At 56.3% G+C, this 24,474-nt stretch carries 29 protein-coding genes; 21 read left to right on the top strand and 8 right to left on the bottom strand.

What is annotated here, in order from left to right; translation table 11 throughout:
* Position 1 precedes the first annotated feature (1 nt).
* The 4 genes from repB (at position 2) to ACR0JA_RS21965 (ending at position 2,936) form a co-directional block, all read left to right on the top strand.
* Positions 2 to 976, top strand: a complete 975-nt coding sequence (repB, locus tag ACR0JA_RS21950; RefSeq protein ID WP_282121178.1) for a plasmid partitioning protein RepB — start codon at positions 2 to 4, stop codon at positions 974 to 976.
* 206 nt (positions 977 to 1,182) lie between these two features.
* Positions 1,183 to 2,232, top strand: coding sequence for a helix-turn-helix domain-containing protein (locus tag ACR0JA_RS21955; protein WP_480579673.1), 1,050 nt, complete (start codon positions 1,183 to 1,185; stop codon positions 2,230 to 2,232).
* 69 nt (positions 2,233 to 2,301) lie between these two features.
* Positions 2,302 to 2,658 carry a CopG family ribbon-helix-helix protein gene (locus ACR0JA_RS21960; RefSeq protein WP_282121176.1) on the top strand — a complete coding sequence of 119 codons (357 nt, stop codon included), beginning with the start codon at positions 2,302 to 2,304 and terminating at the stop codon, positions 2,656 to 2,658.
* Positions 2,655 to 2,936, top strand: a complete 282-nt coding sequence (locus ACR0JA_RS21965) for a type II toxin-antitoxin system RelE/ParE family toxin (protein ID WP_480579676.1) — start codon at positions 2,655 to 2,657, stop codon at positions 2,934 to 2,936. Before ACR0JA_RS21960 ends, ACR0JA_RS21965 begins: the two co-directional genes overlap by 4 nt.
* Positions 2,937 to 3,201: 265 nt before the next feature.
* On the opposite strand, the gene ACR0JA_RS21970 is transcribed toward ACR0JA_RS21965, so the two are convergent.
* Together ACR0JA_RS21970 and ACR0JA_RS21975 are read right to left on the bottom strand one after the other, a co-directional pair.
* A complete protein-coding gene (locus ACR0JA_RS21970; protein ID WP_480579678.1) occupies positions 3,202 to 4,431 on the bottom strand; it encodes an L-rhamnose isomerase in 1,230 nt (409 codons plus the stop codon).
* Between the two features lie 11 nt (positions 4,432 to 4,442).
* Positions 4,443 to 6,584 (bottom strand): bifunctional rhamnulose-1-phosphate aldolase/short-chain dehydrogenase, encoded by a 2,142-nt coding sequence (locus ACR0JA_RS21975; RefSeq protein ID WP_480579680.1) that lies wholly within the window; start codon positions 6,582 to 6,584, stop codon positions 4,443 to 4,445.
* A gap of 146 nt (positions 6,585 to 6,730) precedes the next feature.
* Here ACR0JA_RS21975 and ACR0JA_RS21980 point away from each other — a divergent pair, with 146 nt between their 5' ends.
* The 14 genes from ACR0JA_RS21980 to ACR0JA_RS22045 all read left to right on the top strand — a co-directional run bounded on the left by ACR0JA_RS21980 (position 6,731) and on the right by ACR0JA_RS22045 (position 18,361).
* The gene (locus tag ACR0JA_RS21980; protein ID WP_170758944.1) at positions 6,731 to 7,534 is read left to right on the top strand and encodes a DeoR/GlpR family DNA-binding transcription regulator; all 804 of its coding nucleotides are present in this window, start codon (positions 6,731 to 6,733) and stop codon (positions 7,532 to 7,534) included.
* A gap of 49 nt (positions 7,535 to 7,583) precedes the next feature.
* Complete coding sequence (gene rhaS / locus ACR0JA_RS21985; RefSeq protein ID WP_480579682.1) at positions 7,584 to 8,582, top strand: rhamnose ABC transporter substrate-binding protein; 999 nt, start codon at positions 7,584 to 7,586, stop codon at positions 8,580 to 8,582.
* A gap of 77 nt (positions 8,583 to 8,659) precedes the next feature.
* Positions 8,660 to 10,201, top strand: coding sequence for a sugar ABC transporter ATP-binding protein (locus tag ACR0JA_RS21990; RefSeq protein ID WP_480579684.1), 1,542 nt, complete (start codon positions 8,660 to 8,662; stop codon positions 10,199 to 10,201).
* Positions 10,198 to 11,178: an ABC transporter permease gene (locus tag ACR0JA_RS21995; protein ID WP_480579686.1), complete on the top strand. Its 981-nt coding sequence runs from the start codon at positions 10,198 to 10,200 to the stop codon at positions 11,176 to 11,178. The genes ACR0JA_RS21990 and ACR0JA_RS21995 overlap by 4 nt, the downstream gene beginning before the upstream one ends.
* Complete coding sequence (locus ACR0JA_RS22000; protein WP_480579688.1) at positions 11,175 to 12,158, top strand: ABC transporter permease; 984 nt, start codon at positions 11,175 to 11,177, stop codon at positions 12,156 to 12,158. Before ACR0JA_RS21995 ends, ACR0JA_RS22000 begins: the two co-directional genes overlap by 4 nt.
* Position 12,159: 1 nt before the next feature.
* Positions 12,160 to 12,474 carry an L-rhamnose mutarotase gene (gene rhaM, locus ACR0JA_RS22005; protein WP_299668385.1) on the top strand — a complete coding sequence of 105 codons (315 nt, stop codon included), beginning with the start codon at positions 12,160 to 12,162 and terminating at the stop codon, positions 12,472 to 12,474.
* Positions 12,471 to 13,865 carry an FGGY-family carbohydrate kinase gene (locus tag ACR0JA_RS22010; RefSeq protein WP_480579690.1) on the top strand — a complete coding sequence of 465 codons (1,395 nt, stop codon included), beginning with the start codon at positions 12,471 to 12,473 and terminating at the stop codon, positions 13,863 to 13,865. The genes rhaM and ACR0JA_RS22010 overlap by 4 nt, the downstream gene beginning before the upstream one ends.
* A gap of 423 nt (positions 13,866 to 14,288) precedes the next feature.
* Complete coding sequence (locus ACR0JA_RS22015) at positions 14,289 to 14,546, top strand: antitoxin (RefSeq protein ID WP_480579692.1); 258 nt, start codon at positions 14,289 to 14,291, stop codon at positions 14,544 to 14,546.
* On the top strand, positions 14,543 to 14,935 hold the full coding sequence (locus ACR0JA_RS22020; RefSeq protein ID WP_480579694.1) for a PIN domain-containing protein: 393 nt from the start codon (positions 14,543 to 14,545) through the stop codon (positions 14,933 to 14,935). The genes ACR0JA_RS22015 and ACR0JA_RS22020 overlap by 4 nt, the downstream gene beginning before the upstream one ends.
* A complete protein-coding gene (locus ACR0JA_RS22025; protein WP_480579696.1) occupies positions 14,932 to 15,474 on the top strand; it encodes a hypothetical protein in 543 nt (180 codons plus the stop codon). The genes ACR0JA_RS22020 and ACR0JA_RS22025 overlap by 4 nt, the downstream gene beginning before the upstream one ends.
* A gap of 507 nt (positions 15,475 to 15,981) precedes the next feature.
* Positions 15,982 to 16,344, top strand: coding sequence for a hypothetical protein (locus tag ACR0JA_RS22030; RefSeq protein WP_480579698.1), 363 nt, complete (start codon positions 15,982 to 15,984; stop codon positions 16,342 to 16,344).
* A gap of 184 nt (positions 16,345 to 16,528) precedes the next feature.
* Positions 16,529 to 17,014 (top strand): RidA family protein, encoded by a 486-nt coding sequence (locus ACR0JA_RS22035; RefSeq protein ID WP_480579700.1) that lies wholly within the window; start codon positions 16,529 to 16,531, stop codon positions 17,012 to 17,014.
* A 361-nt stretch (positions 17,015 to 17,375) separates the two neighbouring features.
* Positions 17,376 to 17,762, top strand: coding sequence for a trimethylamine methyltransferase family protein (locus tag ACR0JA_RS22040; RefSeq protein WP_480579747.1), 387 nt, complete (start codon positions 17,376 to 17,378; stop codon positions 17,760 to 17,762).
* A gap of 245 nt (positions 17,763 to 18,007) precedes the next feature.
* Positions 18,008 to 18,361 carry a GFA family protein gene (locus ACR0JA_RS22045; RefSeq protein ID WP_480579702.1) on the top strand — a complete coding sequence of 118 codons (354 nt, stop codon included), beginning with the start codon at positions 18,008 to 18,010 and terminating at the stop codon, positions 18,359 to 18,361.
* 96 nt (positions 18,362 to 18,457) lie between these two features.
* Here ACR0JA_RS22045 and ACR0JA_RS22050 read toward each other — a convergent pair whose 3' ends face one another.
* Positions 18,458 to 18,742 carry a winged helix-turn-helix transcriptional regulator gene (locus tag ACR0JA_RS22050; protein ID WP_259462647.1) on the bottom strand — a complete coding sequence of 95 codons (285 nt, stop codon included), beginning with the start codon at positions 18,740 to 18,742 and terminating at the stop codon, positions 18,458 to 18,460.
* Positions 18,743 to 18,955: 213 nt separating this feature from the next.
* Between ACR0JA_RS22050 and ACR0JA_RS22055 the strand changes: the two genes are divergently transcribed.
* The 3 genes from ACR0JA_RS22055 to ACR0JA_RS22065 are packed head-to-tail and all read left to right on the top strand — an operon-like array spanning position 18,956 to position 20,573.
* Entirely contained in the window at positions 18,956 to 19,564 is a 609-nt protein-coding gene (locus tag ACR0JA_RS22055; protein WP_480579704.1) for an NAD(P)H-dependent oxidoreductase, read from the top strand.
* On the top strand, positions 19,551 to 20,270 hold the full coding sequence (locus ACR0JA_RS22060) for a glutathione S-transferase N-terminal domain-containing protein (RefSeq protein ID WP_170612612.1): 720 nt from the start codon (positions 19,551 to 19,553) through the stop codon (positions 20,268 to 20,270). Before ACR0JA_RS22055 ends, ACR0JA_RS22060 begins: the two co-directional genes overlap by 14 nt.
* A gap of 3 nt (positions 20,271 to 20,273) precedes the next feature.
* Positions 20,274 to 20,573, top strand: a complete 300-nt coding sequence (locus tag ACR0JA_RS22065; RefSeq protein WP_480579706.1) for a DsbA family protein — start codon at positions 20,274 to 20,276, stop codon at positions 20,571 to 20,573.
* Between the two features lie 42 nt (positions 20,574 to 20,615).
* Here ACR0JA_RS22065 and ACR0JA_RS22070 read toward each other — a convergent pair whose 3' ends face one another.
* From ACR0JA_RS22070 to ACR0JA_RS22090, 5 genes are read right to left on the bottom strand one after another with little or no spacing between them, the layout of a single operon-like run.
* Positions 20,616 to 21,002 carry a hypothetical protein gene (locus tag ACR0JA_RS22070; RefSeq protein WP_480579708.1) on the bottom strand — a complete coding sequence of 129 codons (387 nt, stop codon included), beginning with the start codon at positions 21,000 to 21,002 and terminating at the stop codon, positions 20,616 to 20,618.
* Positions 20,954 to 21,814, bottom strand: a complete 861-nt coding sequence (locus tag ACR0JA_RS22075) for a Na/Pi cotransporter family protein (protein ID WP_480579710.1) — start codon at positions 21,812 to 21,814, stop codon at positions 20,954 to 20,956. The genes ACR0JA_RS22070 and ACR0JA_RS22075 overlap by 49 nt, the downstream gene beginning before the upstream one ends.
* Before the next feature lie 31 nt (positions 21,815 to 21,845).
* Positions 21,846 to 22,655 carry a phosphodiesterase gene (locus ACR0JA_RS22080; protein ID WP_480456064.1) on the bottom strand — a complete coding sequence of 270 codons (810 nt, stop codon included), beginning with the start codon at positions 22,653 to 22,655 and terminating at the stop codon, positions 21,846 to 21,848.
* Positions 22,655 to 23,686, bottom strand: a complete 1,032-nt coding sequence (locus ACR0JA_RS22085; protein ID WP_480456063.1) for an ABC transporter ATP-binding protein — start codon at positions 23,684 to 23,686, stop codon at positions 22,655 to 22,657. Before ACR0JA_RS22085 ends, ACR0JA_RS22080 begins: the two co-directional genes overlap by 1 nt.
* On the bottom strand, positions 23,683 to 24,474 hold the full coding sequence (locus tag ACR0JA_RS22090; RefSeq protein WP_480456062.1) for an ABC transporter permease: 792 nt from the start codon (positions 24,472 to 24,474) through the stop codon (positions 23,683 to 23,685). Before ACR0JA_RS22090 ends, ACR0JA_RS22085 begins: the two co-directional genes overlap by 4 nt.

Here is a 24,474-nt window from a genome sequence, read left to right on the forward strand (position 1 = left end):
AATGGCACTTAAACAAAACAAAACCAGCATGGCTGCAGCAATAGCGGCGGCAGCCGGAAACCCTCCCATTCCGCCTACGAAAACCGAGCGTGCCAATGCCGCGCTTCCACGAGGCACCATAGCCTCCGTCCGTGTTGGCGCCGGCGGAATCCAAGAAATTGATACCTCGCTCATATTGCCTTGGGGTCCGAAGGACAGGCTTGGAGTGGAGTTAACACCTGTTAACTCAAAAGCCGAGCCCAACGTCGATGCAGCTGTTCTGGAGCTGGCCGAAAGCATCAAAGACGCAGGAGGCCAACAGGTTCCTGTCCTCTTGCGTCCGTCTGAGGAAGTGGACGGCCACTTCGAAGTTATTTACGGCCGCCGCCGTATCCTGGCCTGTCAGCATCTAAATCAGCCTGTACGCGCGCTTGTACGGACTCTCGATGACAAAGAGGCGCTTCAGGCAAAAGGTTTAGAGAACTCTTCTCGTGTTGACCTCAGCTACTACGAGAGAGCCCGGTTTGCTCGAGAGATTCTGAACCAAGGATATGACCGTTCGGAAGCGATCACGGCGCTGGCAATTTCTAAAAACACGCTGTCGCAATTGGAGCGAATTACAAACGATATTCCCGAAGATCTTGGCGATATGATTGGCCCAGCACCGAAATCCGGACGGCCCAAATGGACGGCACTCGCCGATGCGTTACGAAAAAAGGTGATAACAGCGGACAAGGCTATGAAGCTCTTGGAGACACTCAACCCAGGTAGTTCAGACGATCGGTTAAATGGGCTTTTAGGCAGCCTGGCTCGAAAAAAAGAAGCACAAGAAAACCGACCGGCACCCGACGTTGTTATCAAGACCAGCAATTCAGCGGTGAATATGACGATCAAAAGAGCAGGGGAGAATGAAGCCTACTCACGTTGGCTTACGGAAAACCTTGCTCAGTTAATTCAGGAATCCTACGAGCGCTTCAAAGAAAACGCCGAGGAGTAAGCGAGTTAACAATTGTTAACTCTACATGAGGCAACGAGCAAAGAGGAGGAAAGCAAAGAAGAAACCCCCGAAACCTAAGGCTCCGAGGGCTGAAAACCAACTAGTGGTTATAGATTTGACACCTAAACCCTAACAGCCCGCGAATCACGAGACAACAAAAAACGCCTCTGGGTGAATAGGTTTTCTTTGTCTGCTGACATAAAATTATGAAAACAGTAACAGCATTGGCTCCAAACGGAGCAACCTTGTTGGGAACGGCAGGGCAGGGGGGTAGTACGCCTAAAAAATGGTTGCTTCTTCGAGCCGTCGAGGAAGCCAGAGAACCGCTTGGGCTTAAATCCACTTCCCTCAACGTCCTGAGAGCGATGATTTCCTTTGTGATTGGAGATCAGATTTCACCAGACCAGGATGATCACCATGTTTGTTTTGCCTCCAACGCTGCGATCGCCAAACGAACTCACGTCAGTGTACAGACCGTTGAACGCCATATCTCGGCGCTGGTTGAGCTTGGGCTTATCCGCCGCGTCATGAGCGCCAACGGAAAACGTTGGGCACGCCGGGATCGACAGGGCAGGGTGGTCGCAGCAACTGGACTGTCCCTGATGCCTTTGTCTGAACGGCACGCTGAGTTCATCGAGGAAGCCCAGAGGCATGCTGATCGAGTTCTGGAGTTCACGGTGCTCCGCGACAAGGTTTCTACAGCTCTGGCGCGTCTCAGAAAGCTCGTGGCAAACGACGCCACAATCTCAGATTTGATGGTCACCGCACGCAATGCTCTGCGTCGCAAACCAGATGCAAATGTACTCAGCGAACTGCTGGCTGAAATCTCTGTGGAAATCTCTGAGATAAAACGGACAGATTCAGATAATTTGAGGGACAGTGACCATGAAATTGAGGGGCACAAAGAGGACTCTTTGAATCCAATAGTTAAGAAAGAAGAATATTCTCAGATTCAAGTTTCTCCAGATCAAATGGAGCGCAGCTTTCCACGTTTGTGCTCGGAACTTCGCTTTGCCCGGGATCAGGCACATTGTGACCGTCTTATGGACGATATCGCCGAGTACCTAAGATTTGGTCAGACCTGGTATGCTATGAAATCGGCATATGGCCCAGCTCTCCGTTTCTTAGTGCTCGGATATATTTTCCAACGAGCGGAGAACATAAAATCCCATCAAGCCTATTTGATCTCACTGATTTCAAAAATCGATCAAGGAGACATACAACCAACCGCATTGTTGACGCAAAATTCAAAATAACCGCAGAAGTGAAGGCCGCACCCATGATTTCTCCTCACGCTCATGAGTTTAGAACAACAGGTGCGGTACATGCCATCGGTCTATTGTGAATTTCATTCAGATGTATTACATTGTACTACAACACGGAAACAGGTGATTGCGATGAGTACCAGCCCATATTCAATCCGTCTCGATGAAGACCTGAGAAAGACCCTGGAACGGGAAGCTGCGATCGAAGACCGACCGCCTGCACAACTCGCCGTACGGGCAATTAGAATGATGTTAGAATCCAAAGCCGCTAAACGTGCAGCCATTGATGCGGCTGTTGAAAAAGCAGACCAAGGCAAGTTCATCACGGCAGACGAAATGAATGCCTGGATAGACAGCTGGGATACCGAGAATGAACTTTCGGCTCCGGTAGCAAGCGGGCAATCCAACAGCCAATGAAGATTGTATTTCTCGAAGATACGGCCAGGGACATTCAGTGGTTCCGTTACTACTACACGTCAGTTTTTCCTGAAGGCAGCCAAAGGGCACGAGCTCAGCTCAAAGCCATTCAGCTTACTCTTGCAGCCAACCCTTATGCTGGTCACCCAAGTGACACACGGCAAGACATACGGGAGCTTTCAGTACCCCGAACCCCATTCACGCTAATCTATCGTGTAATGCCTACTCAGATAGAGATTCTTCGTCTCTGGGATACCAGGCAGGGTGCGGATTACTGAAACCAGGAGTTTAAATTGGTGGCATCAGGCGGGCAGGGTAGGGGCGGGCAAGCAACCGAACCTACTTTGCTGTTAGATCGCTAGATTCTGCACAGAGGGCGGAAAGCAGGCATTCGCTGCGCTTTGCGCCAATGACCGCATTGCGGACTAATGCGGCCGCTCAATGGTCACCGGCGCGACGACCGCTTGCTTTCGAATGCAATCTTGGCGTTCTTTCCAACATAGATTGTCCAGACGGAGACTTTCCACAAAATTGGGCCGTGCCTCAGCGACCCGCTACAGTGGCCTGATAAGCGTCAAGCTCAGTGATCAGCTCAGTACCTATAGGCGCGTCGTTTCTGGCGCAAAATTCAGACCACACCGCTCCGTAGGGTAGGTCCTTCAGTTCCTCTGTCACAACAAACCGGCTTGTGAAATCCAGCGCGTCCTCCGCTGCTCGCAAGCGATCCCAGGGCTTCAGAAGCGCCTGCAGAAGCGCCTTTTGCATGTTGCGCGTGCCGATAACCCAAGCGGCCGTGCGGCTGATCGTGGCGTCGAAGAAATCAAGCCCGATATGGGTCTTGCCCAACAGGTCGCCGCTGACCAGTTCATGTGCTATCGCCAGGATGTCATCGTTCAGCATGATCACATGGTCGCTGTCCCAACGCATAGGGCGCGACACGTGCAGCAGAAGCTCATCCAGAGACAGGGCCACGGCGCTCAGTTTGTCGGCGATATTCTCGGTCGGGTGGAAGTGCCCCATGTCGAGGCACAGCAGTGTCTTGTTGCGGATCGCATAGCCCATGTAGAACTCATGGCTGCCCACCGTGCAGGCCTCGACCCCGATGCCGAAAAGCTTGGATTCGACCGCATCCAGCATATCCGATTTCGCCTGGGCCAGCATGGTGTCGAGCGAGGCCTCAAGCCGGGCCCTTGCCGCCATACGGTCGATAGGAAGGTCCTTGAACCCATCCGGAACCCAAATGTTGTTGATGCAGGGTGAACCAAGCGCGGCTCCCATCTGCGCCGCGATGTCCCGCGTGCGTTTTCCATGTTCGATCCAAAAGTCCCTGATGCCCTTGTCGGGGTGTGCCAACGTCAGGTTGTCATCGGCCTTTTGATGGGCAAAGAAAGTCGGGTTGAAATCCAGCCCGATGCCGATGCCCTTGGCCCAGTCGACCCATGGCGCGAAATGGCGATACTCGATCTCATCACGGTCCGGGGTATCGTCTGTGTCCATGTACATCGCGTGCAGATTCAACCGATGTGACCCGGGGATATTTGCATAGGCAAACTCAAGATCCGCCCGCAGTTCGTCGGGGTTGCGGGCCCGGCCGGGATGGTTTCCGGTTGCCTGAATGCCCCCGCCCGAGGTGGCGGTCTGGTTTTCGAACCCCACCACGTCATCGCCTTGCCAACAGTGAACGGAAATCGGGATGTCCTTCAGAGCCTTGATTGCAGCATCAGTGTCGACGCCCCAGTCAGCGAATTGCGCTTTGGCGCTTTCATAGCTCATGGACCGTCTCCCTATCGCGTGAAGGCCTGAACGTTGCCCGCATCAACGTTCAGAATGTTACCCGTGGATTTGGCCGACGTCTCGGCGGCGAAGAAATAACAGGCCTCGGCAATATCTTCCGGCAGGACTGAGCGTTTCAGCATGGATCGGTTGCGGTACATCTCTTCCAGCCCCTCCTTATCCGTGCCGTAGGTCGAAGCCCGCTGATCCAGCCAATCGCCTTCCCAGATCTTGGAACCCCGCAACACCGCATCCGGGTTCACAACGTTGACCCTGATCCCGACCTCAGCACCTTCAAGCGCAAGGCAACGGGCCAAGTGGATTTCCGAGGCCTTCGCCGCGCAATAGGCCGAGGCATTGGGCGAGGCGGCAAGCCCGTTTTTAGAAGCCACGAAAACGATAGATCCGCCCATGTCCTGCACCCGCATGATCTTGAAAGTTTCCCGGCTGACGAGGAAATACCCCGTGGACAAGATGTCCATGTTCTTGTTCCAAAGGTCGAGGGACGTTTCCTCAACCGGGGCAGAGGATGCGATCCCGGCGTTCGAGACAAGGATGTCGATGCCGCCAAATTCGACGGATGTTTCAGCCAACGCCTGGGCCACGGCATTTTCATCCGTGACGTCCATCAGGACGGTGCAAACGACGTCCTTGCCGAACTGCTGGGTCAGGACCCCTTCCGTCGCGGTGAGGCTTTCAGGATTGATGTCGGCCAGCACGACACAGGCGCCCTCGGACAGATAACGTTCTGCCGTTGCCGACCCTATGCCGCCGGCGCCGCCGGTGACCAGCGCGACGCGACCAGCCAGCGATTTTGGCTTCGGCATGCGCAGCAACTTGGCTTCTTCCAACAGCCAGTATTCAATGTCAAAAGCTTCCTGCTCTGGCAGGCCGCAGTATTCGCTGACGGCACTTGCCCCGCGTATAACATTGATCGCGTTGACGTAGAATTCGCCGGAAATGCGGGCCGTGCCCTTGTCTTTGGCAAATGTGATCATGCCAACCCCGGGGATCAGGTAGACAACCGCGTTGGGGTCCCTAAGCGCAGGCGAGTTATCGTGTTTGCAACGGTTGTAGTAGGCCGTGTAGTCCTCACGATAGGCCGCGACTTGCGCGGGCAGGCCTTCAAGCACTGCGTCGATGTTGTTGTGGGCCGGGTCGAAGCCGACGACCAAAGGACGGATCTTAGTGCGCAGGAAATGGTCGGGGCAGGACGTACCAAGGGCCGCCAGCGCCTCCATGTCCTTAGAATTCACGAACTCAAGCACCGAGTCGCTGTCGTTGAAATGCCCGACCATGAGCTGGTTGCCACTGACAAAGCCACGGATCGCGGGCATCAGCCTGGCGGCAACGGCCCGCCTACCTTCCCGGGCGAGGCCCTGGTGGACCGCTCCGCCAAAGGCCGGAACATCGGCGGTCTTTTCGGCCAACCACTTGGTCGCGACGTTGATCACGTCGATGGTGCAGTAATAGCAGTCTTTCGCCGTGTCAGCCCATGTGAACAATCCGTGACTTTCTAGGACAACGCCATCGGCATCCGGGTTTTCCAGGCAGAACTTTTCAAGCCACAGGCCCAGTTCATACCCCGGCCGTTTCCACGGCAGCCAACCGATCCGGTCACCGAAAATTTCCTGGGTCAGCTCCTTCGAATTCTTCGACGCTGCGATCGCAATAATCGCGTCGGCGTGGACGTGATCGACATGTTTGCGCGGCACATAGGCGTGCAAGGGCGTGTCAATTGAAGCCGCGCGCGGGTTCAGTTTGAAGGTGCAGTGGGGCAGATAGCCGACCATTTCATCTTCAAACTCGACCCCGCGATAAAGCCCCTTCAGCGCGTTCAGCTTGTCCATGTATAGCGTGGAGAAGCCGTCAAGTTTCATGGACCCGATGTCACCGCCGGAACCCTTGACCCAGAGCACCTCGACCTCTTTGCCGGACAGTGGGTCGGTTTCCATGACCTTCGCAGAGGTATTGCCACCGCCATAGTTTGTGACGCGCTTATCCGATCCCAGCGTGTTGGAGCGATAGAGAAGCAGTTCCGATTCGGACATACCACCTGCCACAGCGTCATCCCAGCGGTTCTCAAGAAGCTGATTTTCGATGGATTTCAACGTTCTGCCCTCCTCACGATGCAGCGGTCGGTACTGCACCATCGCATTTAGGCTTAGTAGTGTGCATCGTTATGTCAATCAAAAACAATCACAAACAGTCATTCTGCAATGCAGAATGATTGAAAGTGATCGAAAATGATTGACAGCTGCGGCGAATCTGCGCAGCGTGGAGTGAATGGGAGGTGGCTTTGCACGAAAAAGAACGCCATAGGATCATCATTTCTGCGGTGCAGGATCGCCCAGTCGTGACGGTTGGGGACCTGTGCACCTTGACCGGCGTGTCCGAAGCCACCATCCGGCGCGACATTTCAACACTTCACATGAAACAGAAGGTACGCCGTGTCAGAGGCGGCGCTGAGGCGATAACGCCACCGCAGTTCGCCGGGCTGGCGGGCCGTCCGTTCGTCGTCAACGAAACCATGAATATCGCAGCGAAGCAGGCGATTGCGCGCGCGGCGGTTGAGATGTGTAGCGAAGGTGACAGCATCATCATCAACGGGGGCACAACGACCTTTCAGATGGTGCATCCGCTGGCCAACCGCAGGATGCAGGTCTTTACCAATTCGTTCCCGATTGCCGAGCACCTGCTGAAGCATTCGAAGAACACGATCATGTTGTCAGGCGGCGCGATCTACCGGGAACAGAACATAATCCTGTCGCCCTTTGACAACGACGTGACCCGCAACTTCTATGCAAAGCGCATGTTCATGGGGGCGCAGGGGCTGGGCCCCATCGGCCTGATGGAGGCCGATCCGCTTTTGATCCAGGCAGAACAGAAACTGATCGGACAGGCAGATGAGCTTATCGTTCTGGTCGACAGTTCGAAATTCGCGCAGCGCTCCAGCCTGGTGCTTTGCCAGTTGGACCGGATCACGACCGTGATCACCGACGAAGGAATTCCTGACAAGGCGGCGGCCATGCTTGAGGCTGCCGATGTGAATCTGATCGTTGCCCAGTCGGGCAGCGTTCAAGAAAACGAGGTGGCCTCTTGACCGCCTCCGAAACCCGAGACCCAAACATGACTTTCTGGGAGGAACTATCATGAAGCGTCGTACTTTCACATCACTTGTCGCAGGGATGAGCCTTGCTGCCGGTATGTTTGGCACCACGGCGATGGCGCAGGACAACATGCGCATCGCTCTGGTCGTAAAAGCGCTTGGGATCGGCTTCTTTGAAGCGGCCGCCGAAGGCGCTGAAGAGGCTGCCGGAGAGCTTGGCAATGTCGAGATCATCTACACCGGCCCGACCGACACCACTGCGGAAGGTCAGATCGAGGTCATCAACTCCCTGATCGCGCAGGGTGTCGACGCCATCGCGATTTCGGCAAACGACCCCGATGCACTTGTGCCAGCGCTGAAACGCGCGATGGACCGCGGTATCACCGTGATTTCCTGGGACTCGGGTGTGTCTGAAGGCGGACGCCAAATGCACCTGAACCCATCCTCGACCCCGCTGATCGGCAATACGATCATCAAGCTTGCCGCGGATCACATGCCGGATGGTGGTGAAGTCGCGATACTGTCGGCGTCGGCCACGGCAACCAACCAGAACGCCTGGATCGAGGCCGCGAAAGAAGTTCTTCCGAACTATGACGGCGTAGATCTGGTGGCCACCGTCTATGGCGACGACCTCAGCGACAAATCCTACCGAGAAGCACAGGGCCTCATGGCATCCTACCCTAACCTGAAGGCGATCATCGCGCCAACGACCGTTGGCATCCTGGCGTCCTGCCAGGCGGTGACCGACGCGGGCAAGATCGGTGAGATCAACGTGACCGGTCTGGGCCTCCCGTCCGAGATGGCAGGCTGTGTTGATAGCGGTGCAACCAAGAGCTTCGCAATCTGGAACCCGATTGACCTTGGCTACTCGGCCACCATGCTTGCGCACGCAATCGCCAACGGTGCTGAAACCGGTGCCGGTGTCGAAATCCCGATGGGCCGCATGGGCTCGGTGACGCTGGATGACACCGGCTCGGCAGCCATGGCTGATCCGTTCACCTACGACAGCTCGAACATCGAACAGTTCAAGTCGATCTTCTAATCTGAACGACGTGTCTGGGCGTGTGCGATGACCCACGCCCCGACACCCCACTCTTCCCACATCCAGAAACACCGTCCATGCAGTTGGAATTGAGACCAGACGTGTCGAACGCCGCCGCCCCTACACCGCTTCTGAGCCTGTCCGGCGTGACCAAGACATTTCCCGGCGTGCGGGCCCTTTCAGATGTTTCGCTAAACCTCTACCCGGGCAAGGTCACGGCATTGGTGGGCGAAAACGGTGCTGGCAAGTCTACCGTGGTGAAGGTTCTGACGGGCATTTATCAACCCGACGAGGGTGACATCCGGATCGATGGCGAGGCTCTCAGTTTCCCGACACCGCAATCCGCCGAAACTGCTGGCGTGACCGCCATCCATCAGGAAACCGTCCTTTTCGACGAGCTGACGGTGGCGGAAAACATCTTTCTCGGCCATGCGCCAAAGGGGCGATTTGGCCTGATCGACAAAACTGCCATGGCGACCCGTGCGCGCGAGATTCTGGATGGAATCGGGGCCAAGATTGATCCGGGCGCGACGCTCAAGGACCTTGGAACCGCGAACAAGCACCTGGTTGCCATTTCCCGGGCGCTGTCCATCGACGCGCGCGTTGTGATCATGGACGAACCGACCGCAGCCCTCAGTCAGAAAGAAATCGAAGAGCTTTACGAACTCGTTGAAAGCCTGAAGGCGCAAGGCAAGGCGATCCTCTTCATTAGCCACAAGTTTGACGAGATCTTCCGCATCGCCGATTTCTACACCGTCTATCGCGACGGCCAGATGGTCGGCGAAGGGGCGATTGTAGATGTCAGCGAGCCGGAACTGGTCAAGCTTATGGTAGGCCGCGACGTCAGCCAGATTTTCCCCGAACGCGACCACAACGTCGGCCACGATATCCTCGAAGTCGCGGGGTACGACCACCCGACCGAATTCGCGGACATCGGTTTCACGCTCAGGCGCGGCGAAATCCTCGGGTTCTACGGGCTGGTCGGCGCAGGTCGGTCCGAATTCATGCAGGCCCTTTTCGGGATCACCCGCCCCTCGGGCGGAACCTTGAGGATCGACGGGGCACCGGTTTCGATTGCATCGCCCGCCGACGCGGTCGCAAGTGGCATCGTCTATGTCCCGGAGGACCGGGGCAAACAAGGCACAATCAGCGCGCTGCCGATTTTTCAGAACGTGACGCTGCCGTCACTCTCTCGCACCTCGCGCAAGGGGTTCATCAGGCTGGCCGAGGAATTCAAGCTGGCGCGGGAGTATACCGAACGTCTCGACCTGCGCGCCGCTTCGCTGGACACCGATGTCGGCAACCTGTCGGGCGGCAATCAGCAGAAGGTCGTGATCGCCAAATGGCTCGCCACCCAGCCCAAAGTCATCATCCTGGACGAACCCACCAAGGGCATCGACATCGGGTCCAAGGCCGCTGTGCATGAATTCATGGCGGAGCTTGCCGCGCAAGGGCTCGCCGTCATCATGGTCAGCTCCGAAATCCCCGAGATCGTGGGAATGTCCGATCGAGTGATCGTCATGCGTGAGGGGCGCTTAGTGGCGGAACTGGCCCGCGACCAGATCACGCCCGAAACGCTTGTCAGCCACGCCGCAGGGATCAGGGAGGCCGCGCAATGAAACGTATTCTCGCCTCCCGCGAACTTTTGCTGCTGGTCGCCATCGCATTGGTGCTTGGCATCATCTCAAACCGCTTCCCAGCGTTCATCACGCTGTGGAACCTGGCTGCCGTCTTCAACGACACCTCGCCGCTGATCCTGCTGGCCATCGGTCAGATGATCGTGATCTTGACGAAGTGCATCGACCTCTCGGTCGCCGCCAACCTCGCGCTGACCGGCATGGTCGTGTCCCTGATCAATATCTCGGCACCAGGTCTGCCGATTATCGTAACGCTGGTCGTGGCCACCGGGTTCGGGGCGTGCCTTGGAATGTTCAACGGTATCCTTGTGTGGAAACTGGACATCCCGCCTATCGTGGTGACGCTTGGTACCATGACCATCTTCCGGGGAACCATCTTCCTTCTGACCGAGGGCAAATGGGTCAACAGCCACGAGATGAGCGACACTTTCAAGGCATTCCCGCGCACCGAGCTACTTGGCCTTCCGGTGCTAAGCTGGTTTGCCATCGCGGCGGTGATCCTTTTCACCATCGTCATGACCCGCACCACCCTGGGCCGCGCCTTCTACGCTGCCGGGGGCAACCCCCATGCGGCGACCTATGCCGGGATCAACGTGGGCCGGACCCAGTTCTGGGCCTTCACGATCTCTGGCGCGCTGGCCGGTCTGACCGGCTACCTCTGGGTCTCTCGCTTCGCGGTTGCTTATGTCGATGTTGCTGGGGGGTTTGAATTGACCGTCGTGGCAGCCTGCGTCATTGGCGGCGTGTCGATCATGGGTGGCATCGGTTCGGTCCCCGGCGCGCTGCTGGGAGCGCTGTTCCTCGGCATCATTGCCAATGCCCTGCCAGTCGTGAACATCTCTCCCTTCTGGCAGATGGCCATCTCGGGCGGTGCGATCATCATCGCGGTTGTTCTAAACGCCCAGGCCAACCGGACGAAGGGCCGCGTCATCCTGAAACGCGCGGAGCACGCGACATGACCACGACGACACGCTCGATCCCCGATCGCCTGCGCTCGCCGTTGGAGCGGAACCTAAAAAGCTGGGAAAGCCTGCTGATGCTGGTCGCAATCGGCATCTTCATCGCCAACAGTTTCGCCTCACCCTATTTCCTGAATGCCTGGAACCTCTCCGACGCGACCTTCAACTTCACCGAAAAGGCGATGATCGCCTTTGCCATGGCCCTGCTTATCATCTCTGGCGAAATCGACCTCAGCGTCGCCGCGATCATCGCACTGGCCTCGACCGCCATGGGCGCCGCCGTGCAGGCGGGTGTCGGGACAGAGGGGCTGGTCCTTATCGGTCTGGCCGTCGGTCTGGCCTGTGGGGCGGTAAACGGTTTCCTCGTCACCGGCCTTGGCCTGCCATCCATCGTCGTCACCATCGGAACGATGAGCCTTTTCCGCGGGATCAGTTTCATCGTGTTGGGCGATCAGGTCTACAAGGGCTATCCAGCCGATTTCGCCTTCTTCGGGCAGGGCTATGTCTGGTGGGTGATTTCCTTCGAATTCGTCCTCTTCGCCATCATTGCGGTGATCTACGCGGTCATCCTGCACATGACCAATTTCGGCCGCGCGGTCTTTGCCATAGGAAACAATGCCACCGGGGCGCTGTTTTCGGGCATTCGGGTGGGTCGGGTGAAGTTCACCCTGTTCCTGCTGACGGGCCTGATGTCCGGGGTCGCCGCCGTCTGCCTGACATCCCGCCTCGGCTCGACCCGACCCTCCATTGCCTTCGGGTGGGAACTTGAGATCGTGACCATGGTCGTCCTTGGCGGGGTCAACATCCTGGGCGGCTCCGGCTCCATCCTCGGCGTTGTGGTCGCGGCCTTTGTCATGGGGCTTGTGACTTTCGGACTTGGCTTGCTGAACGTGCCCGGTATCGTGATGTCGATTGTTATCGGGGCGTTGCTGATCTCGGTCATCGCGCTGCCCCGGCTCTGGTCGATGTGGAGGGGCTGACATGGAAAAATACGCCTTCAAGATGAAGCTCAACCCGGGCTTCAGGGATGAATACGAAAAGCGCCACGATGAGATCTGGCCAGAACTTGCCACGCTGCTGAAAGACGCGGGCGTGTCTGACTATTCGATCCATCTGGACGAAGAAACGAACATTCTTTTTGGCGTCCTCTGGCGCACCGACGACCACAAAATGGATGCCTTGCCCCGCCACGAGATCATGCAGCGATGGTGGGCGCATATGGCGGACATTATGGAAACCAAGCCCGACAACGAACCCGTGGCGGTGCCGCTGACGCCCGTCTTCCACATGCCATGACCCCCCGGCACGTCGCCGTCATCGACATCGGCAAGACCAACGCCAAGATTGCGCTGGTCGATGCGACTGACATGTCCGAAGTGGAGGTGCTGACCCGGCCTAACATGGTTCTCGCCGCTCCACCCTATCCGCACTTCGATGTTGAGGCTATCTGGCGCTTCGTTCTGCACGGGTTGGAGCAGTTTCAGAAGGCGCACGGCGTAGATGCCATTTCCATCACAACCCACGGGGCGTCTTGCGCCCTGATCGCGCCAGACGGCGCGCTCGCTGCCCCGATCCTCGACTATGAGCACACAGGCCCTGATGATCTGGCCGTGGCTTACGACGCCATCCGCCCGCCCTTTGAGGAAACCGGATCGCCAAGGTTGCCGATGGGTCTGAACCTGGGTGCGCAGTTGCATTGGCAATTTGAGCAGGACCCCGCGCTTCGCGAACGCACCGCCACCATTGTCACCTATCCGCAGTACTGGGGGCATCGCCTGACAGGAATGCCCGCCAGCGACGTGTCGTCCCTTGGTTGTCACACCGATCTGTGGAATCCGTCCAAGGCGCACTATTCTTCGTTGGTCGAACGGTTGGGCATATCTGAAAAAATGGCGCCCGCGCGCAAATCTGCGGAGGTTCTCGGACCCGTGTTGCCGCAGGTCGCATCGCAAACCGGCCTGCGCTTTGACACGCCAGTGCACTGCGGCATCCACGATTCAAACGCATCGCTTTTGCCTCATGTACTGACCCGAACCGGGCCGTTTTCCGTTGTTTCGACCGGGACTTGGGTCATTGCCATGACCATCGGCGGCGAAGAAGTAACTCTGGAACCTTCGCGTGACACGCTTCTTAACGTCAACGCATTGGGTGCCCCGGTACCCTCCGCCCGTTTCATGGGGGGACGCGAGTTCGAGTTGGCGATGATTGGTCAAACCACCCAATCTGCAGAGCAATTCCTTGACCTGGTCGCGAAAGACGGCCCCATGCTCTTGCCCGCAATGGTTCCGGACAGCGGACCGTTTCAGGGGCAAAAACACAGCTGGATGGGGTCAGAGCCTTTGCCCGGAACCCAGGAACGCGCGGCGGCGGTGAGTTTTTACCTCGGATTGATGACCGCGGAATGCCTGTCGCTGACCGGACACAAGGGCCCCATTATCGTCGAAGGTCCATTTGCCAAGAACAAAGGCTTCGCCAGTATGCTCGCCGCGGCGACAAACTGCAGGGTCGACGCGACCGTCACCGCAACAGGGACGAGCCAGGGAGCCGCCCTCTTGGCGACAGGCGCACTCCCCGAGCGCGCGGCCTTCGACGTCGAAACCTATTTTCACAAGACCGACGTGAGCTACCAACGTTACGCGAACAGTTGGCACAGAGCCGCAAAAGCAGGCCTGGAACCACGCCCATAGGATACCCTAAAAACCTGCACGGAACTCCGATTACAGACATTGGGGACCAGCGTGAAACTGAACGGAATGGGCTCGAACCTGACCTTCGATGCGGCTGACGCAAATGGCCGCTTTGGGCCGCGTGCGGCAGGGCCAAGCGCAAGAAGCTGGATGCGCTGTTCAATGACCCGGAGACCCGTGAGGCGATGAAGCTGAGCAAAGCGGTCGAAAAGCGGGTCGCCACATGGGTGCCCGAAGGCATGGTCTGAGACCTACAGGCGGGGCGCACAAGCGCCCTGCCACTCCGGACATATTCCACCGAGCGATAACATGTTGAAAGTAAGCGCGGAATCCCGCCCATGATGCCTAAGCTTCATTCGGTGCTAGCTTGAAAGCAATACGTGAAAGATATATATTAATGATAGATACCGATTGGAGGCAACAATGCCAGATACTGCGGTTGCAAAAGTGTTCATGACCGGCCGGTCTCAGGCGGTGCGGTTGCCGAAAGAATTCCGGTTCAAGACCAATGAAGTGCGGATCAGGGCCGAAGGCTCAAAGGTCATTCTTGAACCCATAGAAAACGATTGGGAATGGTTGGACGAGCTGCACAAGCTGGGTCCGCTCGATGAGGATGCCGCGGGGGCTGCAGAGGAAGATGTACCGCCGCAGGACCGCCCCGAACTGGATGTGTTCAAGTGAAATTCCTGCTCGACACCAACGCCGTCATTGGCATCATCGCGGCCAATAGCAGCCTGATTTCCCGGCTGTCCGAGCATGTTCCAAGCGACTTCGCGGTGCCGTCTGTCGTCATGTATGAACTCTATTGGGGCGCATACAAAAGCACAAAAGTCGCTGAGAATGTTGCGCGTGTGGATGCGCTCCGGTTCGAAGTGCTGGACCTGTCAGCTGCCGATGCAAAAGCCGCTGGTCTGATCCGCGCTGATCTGTACAGGAAAGGCAAGCCCATTGGGGCATATGATCTTCTGATTGCGGGGCAGGCGGTTGCGCGGTCCCTGACGCTTATCACTAACAACGTCAAAGAGTTTCGCCGGGTTGAAAATCTGATCTATGAGGACTGGCAAACATGACCAAAGTCACCACGCCAACCGCTGCAGAGAGCGCAATCCGCCGCGTGTGGAAATCTGCGCAGATGTATATCGCGTTCCACAAGGACCAGAAAAAGCGCAAACGCGAGGAGCCGAAGCTTTGGCCACCGAAGAACGGCAGCGCGTCGTTGCATGATGATATCGCCGAGCAGGAGGCCATTGTGGTGGTCAAAGCCGCAGACCCGGAAGACACGACGGATGTGCAGATCAAGCTGCATCCCAGCCGGATCGTTGTGCGTCGGGATGCGGAAAGCCGGTGGCAGGGTGTTGCTGTGGACGATCATTCCGTGACCGTCCGCATGGCTGACAACACGATCATTGAAATCCGGCATGATGGATCGATCAAACGCCGGTCCGCCGAAGATGAAACCCATGTTGAAGCGGACGGCAGCATTTTCAAATGGACACCGCACGCAGAGGCCATGATGACCGGCGACGGGATCGAAATGTCCCGCCGCACCGACGATCGCATTGCGGCAATCACACATGACGGCGTTGTGGATCGGGCGCGCAAGCGGTAGCATTGGAGCAATACCTCAAGACTTTCCTTCGGTAGTACTTGTGGCCCGCTTCGGTGGGCCTTTCTTTTTGGCAGATGTCCAGGCGGCGATGTTCCTCTGGTGTCGCTTGGCACCTGGGGCCTGCGCCCCACGCGCCGACGCGACTGGCGCTTCGCTTTGATGGCCGCCACCGCGGCCGGTGCCTGTCCCAACCGTGACGCCAGGAACAACTGCGGCCCTCCTCCTCCGCTGATAGGAAAGGGCGACTTGCGCCACCACGCGCTGTACCAATCTCCTTCAGGTCATTCCGTTTCAGGAAGGCCACTAGCTCGCGGAACAGCGCAATGCGCGTGTGATGGATCGACTTGGTTTCGCCACCATCAGATGTGGATCGGTGTTCAAGCCTTGCGCTCGCAGCCGCCCCGATAGTTCGTGCCTTTGTGCCGGTCTGACAATCTTCACTCCGTTGCCAATGAAGATCCTCGCTCCCTGTGTTCCTTCAAGATGAACATATGCGAGCAGTCGGGTTTGGCGCTGCTGATCTGGCAACAGATCAGCAGCTTCAACGGCTATTTTCCGCAGCCGGGCAAGCCCGGCTTTGCATCGCGAAACAAAATAGCCGCTGACATCCCCTTCGTGCCCGCAAAAGCCATGTTCATCGAAACACGTCATAGCGAGGATCTAACAATGGCAACTCAAACTCTGAAGCTGAACGTCAAAGCCGGTGAAAAAGATGGCACGAACTACTGGGACCGCTGCGGGGTTCTCTTCGTAAACACCGACGACGCAACCGGCGAAATCAAGTCGATCACCGTAAAGCACAGCATGTTCCCCAGCGTTGAAATGGTGGCCTTCCCAAAACGGAATGACGAGGACAGCGTAACCGAATAGCCGAAGGGCAGGGCGGCGCAAGTCGCCCTTTCCTGTGCTCCGGCTTCTGGCCGGTCGTAGATCCGCCGCTTTACTACAGGCGTCGTCTGGTTGAGCTGCCGCAAAGGTATGGATTGAGCCCGAAGATGACATTGGTATTCTTTCCGCCTAGCTTGCAGGTCATGCATTAGTTGGAGGGATTACTATGCCGGCGCCAGAAAGCAGGCTTGAAGAATTGGGCTTGAAATTGCCTGCGCCTACCAAGTTACCGGATGGCCTGCACATACCCTTCGAATTTGTTAATGTCAGAGGTGACCGAGCACTTTTCTCAGGTCACCCAAAAAACGCAATGGATGGTAGTCTGGCCGGGCCCTTTGGAGTTGTCGGAGCCAATATTACTACGGATCAAGCGTATGCTGAGGCCCGCGAAGTGGCACTAACGGTACTGGCTAACCTGAAAGCAGAAATAGGCGAGCTGTCAAGAATTGTTGGATGGGTACGCGTCTTTGGTATGGTGACATCTGCGCCCGGATACTCGGATCAACATGTTGTGGTAAATGGCTTTAGCGATTTGATCATTGAGGTGTTCGGCCCAGACATCGGTCGCCATGCGCGTTCTGCTATCGGTGTGTCTGGACTACCGCTCGGTTTCGCAATGGAAATTGAGGGCGAAGTCATGATCTCTGCCTGACAGGCCTGCGACGGCTTTGTCCGGAGGCCGTGTGAAAACTCCGGCCCACGAACTCTCTCGTAACGCTCGTTTTCAGTTCCTGTGCAAATGCTCTCTCAGAAGCGCGAGAGAACGCACATAAAGGGTATTTTCGGCCTATTTCGCCAACCGGTCAGAGTTTTCACACAGCCTCTCCGCATACCTGACATATTGGTAGTGGGCAAATCCCGCGCCTTCAGCGCGTGACCGCGTGCTTGGCTCCAGCCGAACTTACCGGCTTACGCCCCGAACCAGACATGCCCTTTCTCCCTGCGGCCCGAGTGCAGTGAAAGGCGCGCGGACGCCGAGGGCGTCGCCGTGATGGCGGGGCACCAGCTACTGCATTCCGTATCGCTCTTCGAATGTGTGCGCGGCCAATACGGTCGACTCGAAAGCGGCGTATGAGGCGGTCTTCTCGCTTTGGGGTGCGATCAATGGCGGCGCCAAGATGCTCATGCACGGGGCAGGGTGGCTCGAAGGAGGGCTGTGCTGCTCGTATGAGAAGGTGATGCTTGATATCGACCTGCTGCAGATGGTCACGGAATTTCTTCAGCCGGTTTCGACCAGCCCGGAAGACCTTGCGCTGGAAGCCATCAATGAGGTTGGGCCAGCGGGTCACTTCTTTGGCACTGAAACCTACATGATGGTTCTAAGGCTCGAGAGGGCACGCGTAGTGACATACGTTTCCAAGAATGCTTCAGGCGGTAACGAATTCCAAGCTTGGAAGTGAATTCCGCTAGAGTGTTTGATACCCTTACGCCTTCCGGTCCAGATGACCGGAAGGCTGGCAATGGCGCTGATCGGCTTTGCTCTGATCAAGGCAATCATCAACGTTAGCCGCCGGAACGCAGTTGGTCTTACCTCTACAGTTCCGGATACGGGCCCAATTGTGGCCGAATAAAAGTGTGAACAATCCTTGAGTGACTACAGATCGTTTGTGGGCGCTCTTTCCGCACTCAACCGGTGGAGTGAAAGGTGAAAAAATTCCAAGGCAGCTGTCATTGCGGTTCTGTAAAATTCACGTTTTCGATACCCGACATCGATCATGCAATGCGATGCGATTGTTCACTATGTTCCCGCAAAGGCATGGTGATGAGTGCAACGGTTATCCCGCCTGAAGAAATTAAAATCAGGTGTGAGCAGGGTGTTCTGTCAACTTACCAATTTGGCACAGAAACGGCGCGGCACTATTTTTGCAGTCGCTGCGGAATTCATACATTCGTCGAGACGCGACTGAACCCGGGCCACTATCGAGTTAACCTGGGATGCATAGATGAGTTGGACGCTCTTCGCCTACCTGAGATAATCTATGACGGAAGAAATCTCTGACGCAACCAAGACGTCTGAAGGGAACTGTACACATCAAAATCGAGTCGTTGCATTTTGACAAACGGCGATCAGAAGAAACAATAACACACACAGATGCTATCGATTCAAACCGTTGGGTAACTCCTCACTCCACTTTCGCAGTTCATCGAGAAACCCAAGCGCCGTTCTGCCAAACTTGGTAATGGAATATTGAACGGAAATAGGGGCAGTATCCATTACTTGCCTCGCAACCAAGCCCTGCTCCTCAAGTTGACGCAATCGCTCGGTGATCATCTTCTTGCTTGCCCCGCCGATCATGCGCGACAGATCGTTGAAACGCACAGGACCATCTTTGAGGTGCCATAAGATAGACCCGGTCCATTTTCCGCCAATGATCCGCATACCTCGTTCTATTGCACATGGCTCCACACACACCTCCGAGACCAGTCGGCGCCCTTTGGCATCTTCGTAAATCCGCGCTCGCATCGTCATCCTTCAGCTTAGGCAACTAGGTTACCAAAAGTATACTAGTTGATTTCCAACACCTGCACCATCAAATGCTCTCTGAGCCCGAAGAAAGTCAAGGGTTCAAGATTACACAAATAGGATATGGACATGAGAAAAATCCTGATCGTGAACGGTACTCAGCCCTACGAATTCGCCCCCGGGCAGTTGAACGCCAGCCTAACGGAGCGCGCGCGCGACATGCTTACCGTAATGGGTCACGAGGTACGCGTGGCAACTGTCGCCGACGGCTATGACGCGAATGCTGAGGTTGAGGCGCACATGTGGGCCGATACGGTCATCATGCAGTTTCCGGTGAATTGGATGGGCGTTCCGTGGGTTTTCAAGAAATACATGGATGAAGTTTACACCGCTGGAATGGATGGGCGGCTAAGTACCGGTGACGGTCGGACGGCAGAAGCACCGAAGGCCAATTATGGGATGGGAGGTGCGCTGAGCGATAAGACTTACATGCTTTCAGTGACGTTCAACGCCCCGAAAGAAGCGTTTAACAATGAGGCCGAACCGTTCTTTGCCGGTGGTAGCGTCGATGATTTGCTGCGCCCGATGCACCTGAACGCAAAGTTCTTTGCGATGCAGCCGCTTCCGACCTTTGCGGCATTTGATGTAATGAAGAACCCGGAAATCGACACCGATTTCGCTCGATTTGACGCGCATCTGAAAACCACGTTTGCCGAGGTTGAACATGTCCCAGCCTGATATCCATCTCTATACCGCCGGTACGATGAACGGTTACAAGCCGGTCATCTTTCTGGAAGAGGCAGGTGTCCCTTACGACCTGACTCACATCAACTTTTCCAAACAGGAACAAAAAGCGCCGGATTATCTGGCGCTTAACCCCAACGGCAAAATTCCGACCATCGAAGACCGTTCGGAAGGGCGCGCGATTTTCGAATCCGGCGCGATCCTGTGGTATCTGGCCGAGAAATACGGAAAATTTCTACCATCGGACCCGGTCAAACGGTCCGAGGTCATGCAATGGATGCTGTTTCAGGTTGGGCACGTAGGGCCCATGATGGGACAGGCGATGTATTTCCAGCACATCGCTGCGCCTAATGGCCATGAAGAGCCCTTTTCAATCCGTCGCTACGTGGACGAAAGCCGCCGCTTGATGGAGGTGATGAACTCTCGTCTGGACGGGCGCGAATGGATTGCTGCAGACGAATACACCATAGCTGACATGATGTTGTTCCCCTGGGCGCGTGCATATGTCTGGGCAAGGGTAGATGTGTCGGACCTGTCGCATCTGAACGCCTGGTTCGACCGTATTGACGCCCGGCCGGCCGTGCAGCGGGCGTTGACCATCCCAAAGGCCAACCCCCAATTCTGGGATGCCAACGCAGATGCCAGCGCCTTTGCTAAGGAAAACGCGTCGCGCTTTTCCAGCGATGTAAAAGGAACCTGAACCGTGCAAGCTGCTCTGCCCATTCGCGTCGATATCGTGTCAGACGTTGTTTGCCCTTGGTGTGTGATCGGCTACCACCAACTTGCCAAAGCCGCGCGCGACACCCAGATCGAACTAGATATCCATTGGCATCCATTCGAGCTGAACCCGCAGATGGCCGAGGGTGGCGAGAACCTACGCGAACATCTGGCGGCAAAATACGGGACCACTTTGGAAGGATCGATCAAGGCGCGTGCCCGCCTCAGCGAGATGGGCGCAGCACTTGGGTTCAAGTTCAACTACGCCGATGACATGCGGATATAAAACACCTTCCGAGCGCATCAGTTGATTGACTGGGCAACGGAACTAGGAAAAGGCCACGAGATGAAGCAGGCGCTTTTTGCGGCCTTCTTTAAGCACAGCAAGAAGTTTTGGACTGACAAGGACATCCGCAAATTGGTGCAGTGTTTGAGGAAACTTTACATCCCCCGGCCAGAATTTAACAAACTTGATGCGCGCTTTGGCGCCCTCCTTGAACAGCGCCGAGCAGACGATGCGGACGGTGTGCTGTTCACAGCCAGAAGCATCATGCTCGTTGGACCGTCGGGGAGCGGGAAAACCACTGCCGTGCGGCATCTCAAGCATAAGTACAGGCACGCACTGGCGACGGACACGGAGCAGGAAATCTGCGAGCTCATTGATCTTCAGGTGCCCAGCCCGGCCACAATGAAATTCGTTGGTGCGGCTAGCCATGTCAGTCCCCCGGTACCTTGCGATATCAGCACAAGCACCAGGGCAGCTCCGCCACCTCGCAGCGCGAGATTGGCTACGACCATCCTGCGAGCTGTGAGCGGTGCCGTTAGCGTCAGCAAATAGGCAAGAAATGCGCCTCCTGCATTTGTACCCAAAACCATGGCCACCGCGCCGCTCGCGGGCAACAGCCCTTGGGCTGTCAGGGTGACAAAGAACAATACCGCGGCAACAGAAGAGTGCACGGCCCAAGCGAAAAGCGCTCCGATTGCGAAAGATGTTACGACGTCGCTGCCCAAATAACGCATCACGCTGACCGCGACCGGACTGTCAACCAGCGGGCCAGTGGCGGTGCGTATCATATCAAGAGAAACAAAGATCAGCGCAATCCCGATCAGGATACGCCCCAGTTGGCGCACCTCGTTTTTCGAGCTGCGCAGGAACAGGACGACACCGCAAAGCAGAAGCAACGGGATCAGAAAATCCTGGCGAACCAGCAGGACTTGGGAAACGATCGCAGACCCGATATCGGCCCCCAGTAGCATGGCCAATCCGGCCAACAATCCCATTCCGCCTTTCACAGCAAAACTCGAAACCAAGACGGCCACCGCCGTCGCACTCTGCAGACAAAGAGCCGCGAAAACTCCGCTGGCTGTGGCCTGCAAACGGCTTGCGTTCGAACGTCGCAAAAATGAGCGAAGCTGGACGGCATACGCCCGCTCGACTCCGGTTCGAAGCAACCGAACTGCCCAGATCAGCAGCGCGGCGGCACCTGCGATGTGCAGAGCGAACAAGACAATGTTCGTATTTTCCATTACTGATGCGATCTCAAATTCATGATGCCGGTCATTTGTCCGGATAGAACAGGTATGGGCCGTCGAAATGACCTACAGGGATGCTGTGGGTCAGAATTCCGCCACGCATTTCATGCAGCAGGAACCCGCCGGGTTCCTTGGTAAGGCAGTTCGGCGCACCAACGCGCAGGTCCATGGAAACAGCATGCGATACGCCTGGTCCGATTTGGCAAATCACGTTGCCAAATTGTGACACGATATTGCGGTGAACATGGCCGCAGACCAATCGCAATTCTCCCTGATAGGTCGACAGAATGCTCTGCAGTCTTTTGCTTTCACGTAGGTTCTGGATATCCATCCTTTCTATACCGGTCAGGACCGGTGGATGATGGGTGGCAACTATGACCGGATCTCCGTTGGCACACGCCAACGCGGCTTCCAGAAAATCCAGTGAAACGTCACTCAGATGTCCATGCGCCTGACCGCTTACATTTGTATCCAGTCCGATTAGCGTCAGACCGGAAAGCTCAGCCGTCCAGGTGATTGGGCCTTTTTTCGGCATCCAGTCCTGATCGGCAAAGCAACACCGCATCTCTTCCACATTGTCGTGGTTTCCAGGGATAGCGCGGAAAGGGACGGCCAGCGGCTCCATGATTTTTCGAAACCGCTGATATTCTTCTTCTGTCCCGAAATCCGTCAAGTCACCGGCAACAAATGCCATGTCGACCGGGCCGATGTCGGGAAGGATCCGGTTTATGGTTTCGACACAGTTGGCCAGCGCCGTGGCCGTATCGACCTGCCCGTAGGCAAGCTGACCATGTGGCACGATATGTGGATCCGAGATCTGAATGATCTTGGACATCAGGTCTCCGCCCCTTCAGGCAAAAGCATCAACGCCTCCGGCTTGATCGAGACCTTGACAGCCTCTCCTACTTTCGGGGCGTTTTGGCCTGCATGGGTAGCGGTCAGAGTATCGGGCATGATGCCAGAGATACCGACCCGGTAATGGGTGCCAAGAAACGTGACCGTTTCCACCTGTCCATTGAGTGGGCCTTCGCCGTCGATTTGGACGTCCTCTGCTCTGACAAAAACGTTGTGACCAGCCCCATCGCGAGGCAGTGCAAGTGCTCCACCAATGAGGTTTAGAGTCGTTCCACCGGTTTTCCCTTCAAGACGCATTGCGTTACCTACAAATCCAGCAACGAAGGGTGAATTTGGATTTCGATAAAGCTCTTCCGGAGTACCGCTCTGAACGACATGTCCGTGGGACATGACGGCAACGCGGTCGGCGATTGCCATGGCTTCGTCCTGGTCGTGTGTGACAAAAATTGCGGTTATGTGGAATTCGCGCAAGAGCACTGCTAGTTCATCGCGTAGGGCCTCGCGCAAAGCGGCGTCTAGCGCAGAAAGCGGTTCGTCGAGCAATAGCATCCTCGGACGCGGCGCGATCGCGCGTGCCAGCGCCACACGTTGGCGCTGCCCACCTGATAGCGCGTCGATTGCCCGCGCACTGAACTTCTGCAATTGGCATAGCTCCAGAACTTCGGTGACGCGGCTCTCGATCTCGTCCTTAGGTAATTTCTGCATTTTCAGCCCGTAACCAATGTTGGCACGTACTGACATGTTCGGGAACAGCGCATAGGACTGGAAAACCATGCCAACCTTGCGGCGTTCGACAGGTAACGAGGTGACATTGTCATCATCGAACCAGATTTCGCTACCAGCGTCAGGGGTCTCCAGGCCTGCGATAATACGAAGCAAGGTTGTTTTACCACAGCCAGAGGGTCCAAGAAGTGAAACGATCTCACCTTTTGCAACGGACAGTTCGGTGGGCAACAGAGCTTTAGTACCGTCCGGATAGGTTTTGGCGGTGTTGGTAAGTCGAAGGGTCATTTGGTTATCCTTTGAGCACGTGCCGACGCCCATTGCATGGCCATTAGAAGCGGAACGATGAGTATGAAGAAGACGAGTGTGTAGGCAGAAGCCACTTCCAGCCGCATCGAAGCGTAACTGTCGGCAAGTCCCACAGGCAGAGTCTTGAGATGGGGTGTGTGCAACATCCAGGTGATGTTGAATTCACCGATTGAAAGCGTCACAACGGTGAGCGCTCCGGCAAGAATGCCAGGCATCGCGTTGGGTATGACGATGTCCCGGAAACGTTGCCAGGGCGATGCCCCGAGAGAGGCTGCACCTTCTTCAAGTGTCTTGAGATCCATTGCCGCCAGAACAGCAAGAATGGATCTGACCATAAACGGTAATGTGTAAAGCACATGACCGACTAGGATGAAGGTCCATGAGGCCCGAAAACCTTGCATCGAGCCATAAAGCTGCAAGAGCGCCAGCGCGATTGCCAGACCCGGGACCGCGAGCGGCAGCGAAATAAACTCTTCCAAAAGGCGCGACAACCAACCGGGATGGCGTGCCAGGCCATAGGCGGCCGGCAGCCCTATGATCAGCGTCACGACCAGGCAGGCAATGGCTAGCCATATCGACAAAAAGATGCTGTCGGAATAAAGCTCCCAGACTTCGAATACCCACTTTAACGTAAGCCCCGACGAAATACCCTGAAAGTAGTTGGCCGTAACACCCGCCAGCACCGACAGTATCGTTGGCACCAGAAGAAAAGCGCAGGCTGAAAGCGTAACTGCCAGTTGCAGAAGTTTGGTTTTTGATTTGAACAT

This window comes from Ruegeria sp. AM4 (genome assembly GCF_056540665.1).

Excerpts from the sequence above, each read along its gene's own strand:
- ACR0JA_RS22085 (WP_480456063.1), bottom strand. The coding sequence starts at position 23,686 with ATGACCCTTCGACTTACCAACACCGCCAAAACCTATCCGGACGGTACT.
- ACR0JA_RS22035 (WP_480579700.1), top strand. The coding sequence starts at position 16,529 with ATGCCGGCGCCAGAAAGCAGGCTTGAAGAATTGGGCTTGAAATTGCCT.
- rhaS (WP_480579682.1), top strand. The coding sequence starts at position 7,584 with ATGAAGCGTCGTACTTTCACATCACTTGTCGCAGGGATGAGCCTTGCT.
- rhaM (WP_299668385.1), top strand. The coding sequence starts at position 12,160 with ATGGAAAAATACGCCTTCAAGATGAAGCTCAACCCGGGCTTCAGGGAT.
- ACR0JA_RS22025 (WP_480579696.1), top strand. The coding sequence starts at position 14,932 with ATGACCAAAGTCACCACGCCAACCGCTGCAGAGAGCGCAATCCGCCGC.
- ACR0JA_RS21970 (WP_480579678.1), bottom strand. The coding sequence starts at position 4,431 with ATGAGCTATGAAAGCGCCAAAGCGCAATTCGCTGACTGGGGCGTCGAC.
- ACR0JA_RS21995 (WP_480579686.1), top strand. The coding sequence starts at position 10,198 with ATGAAACGTATTCTCGCCTCCCGCGAACTTTTGCTGCTGGTCGCCATC.
- repB (WP_282121178.1), top strand. The coding sequence starts at position 2 with ATGGCACTTAAACAAAACAAAACCAGCATGGCTGCAGCAATAGCGGCG.
- ACR0JA_RS21965 (WP_480579676.1), top strand. The coding sequence starts at position 2,655 with ATGAAGATTGTATTTCTCGAAGATACGGCCAGGGACATTCAGTGGTTC.
- ACR0JA_RS22075 (WP_480579710.1), bottom strand. The coding sequence starts at position 21,814 with ATGGAAAATACGAACATTGTCTTGTTCGCTCTGCACATCGCAGGTGCC.
- ACR0JA_RS22055 (WP_480579704.1), top strand. The coding sequence starts at position 18,956 with ATGAGAAAAATCCTGATCGTGAACGGTACTCAGCCCTACGAATTCGCC.
- ACR0JA_RS22010 (WP_480579690.1), top strand. The coding sequence starts at position 12,471 with ATGACCCCCCGGCACGTCGCCGTCATCGACATCGGCAAGACCAACGCC.
- ACR0JA_RS21960 (WP_282121176.1), top strand. The coding sequence starts at position 2,302 with ATGCCATCGGTCTATTGTGAATTTCATTCAGATGTATTACATTGTACT.
- ACR0JA_RS21955 (WP_480579673.1), top strand. The coding sequence starts at position 1,183 with ATGAAAACAGTAACAGCATTGGCTCCAAACGGAGCAACCTTGTTGGGA.
- ACR0JA_RS22090 (WP_480456062.1), bottom strand. The coding sequence starts at position 24,474 with ATGTTCAAATCAAAAACCAAACTTCTGCAACTGGCAGTTACGCTTTCA.
- ACR0JA_RS22070 (WP_480579708.1), bottom strand. The coding sequence starts at position 21,002 with ATGGCTAGCCGCACCAACGAATTTCATTGTGGCCGGGCTGGGCACCTG.
- ACR0JA_RS21975 (WP_480579680.1), bottom strand. The coding sequence starts at position 6,584 with ATGGTGCAGTACCGACCGCTGCATCGTGAGGAGGGCAGAACGTTGAAA.
- ACR0JA_RS22060 (WP_170612612.1), top strand. The coding sequence starts at position 19,551 with ATGTCCCAGCCTGATATCCATCTCTATACCGCCGGTACGATGAACGGT.
- ACR0JA_RS22000 (WP_480579688.1), top strand. The coding sequence starts at position 11,175 with ATGACCACGACGACACGCTCGATCCCCGATCGCCTGCGCTCGCCGTTG.
- ACR0JA_RS22080 (WP_480456064.1), bottom strand. The coding sequence starts at position 22,655 with ATGTCCAAGATCATTCAGATCTCGGATCCACATATCGTGCCACATGGT.
- ACR0JA_RS21990 (WP_480579684.1), top strand. The coding sequence starts at position 8,660 with ATGCAGTTGGAATTGAGACCAGACGTGTCGAACGCCGCCGCCCCTACA.
- ACR0JA_RS22050 (WP_259462647.1), bottom strand. The coding sequence starts at position 18,742 with ATGCGGATCATTGGCGGAAAATGGACCGGGTCTATCTTATGGCACCTC.
- ACR0JA_RS22015 (WP_480579692.1), top strand. The coding sequence starts at position 14,289 with ATGCCAGATACTGCGGTTGCAAAAGTGTTCATGACCGGCCGGTCTCAG.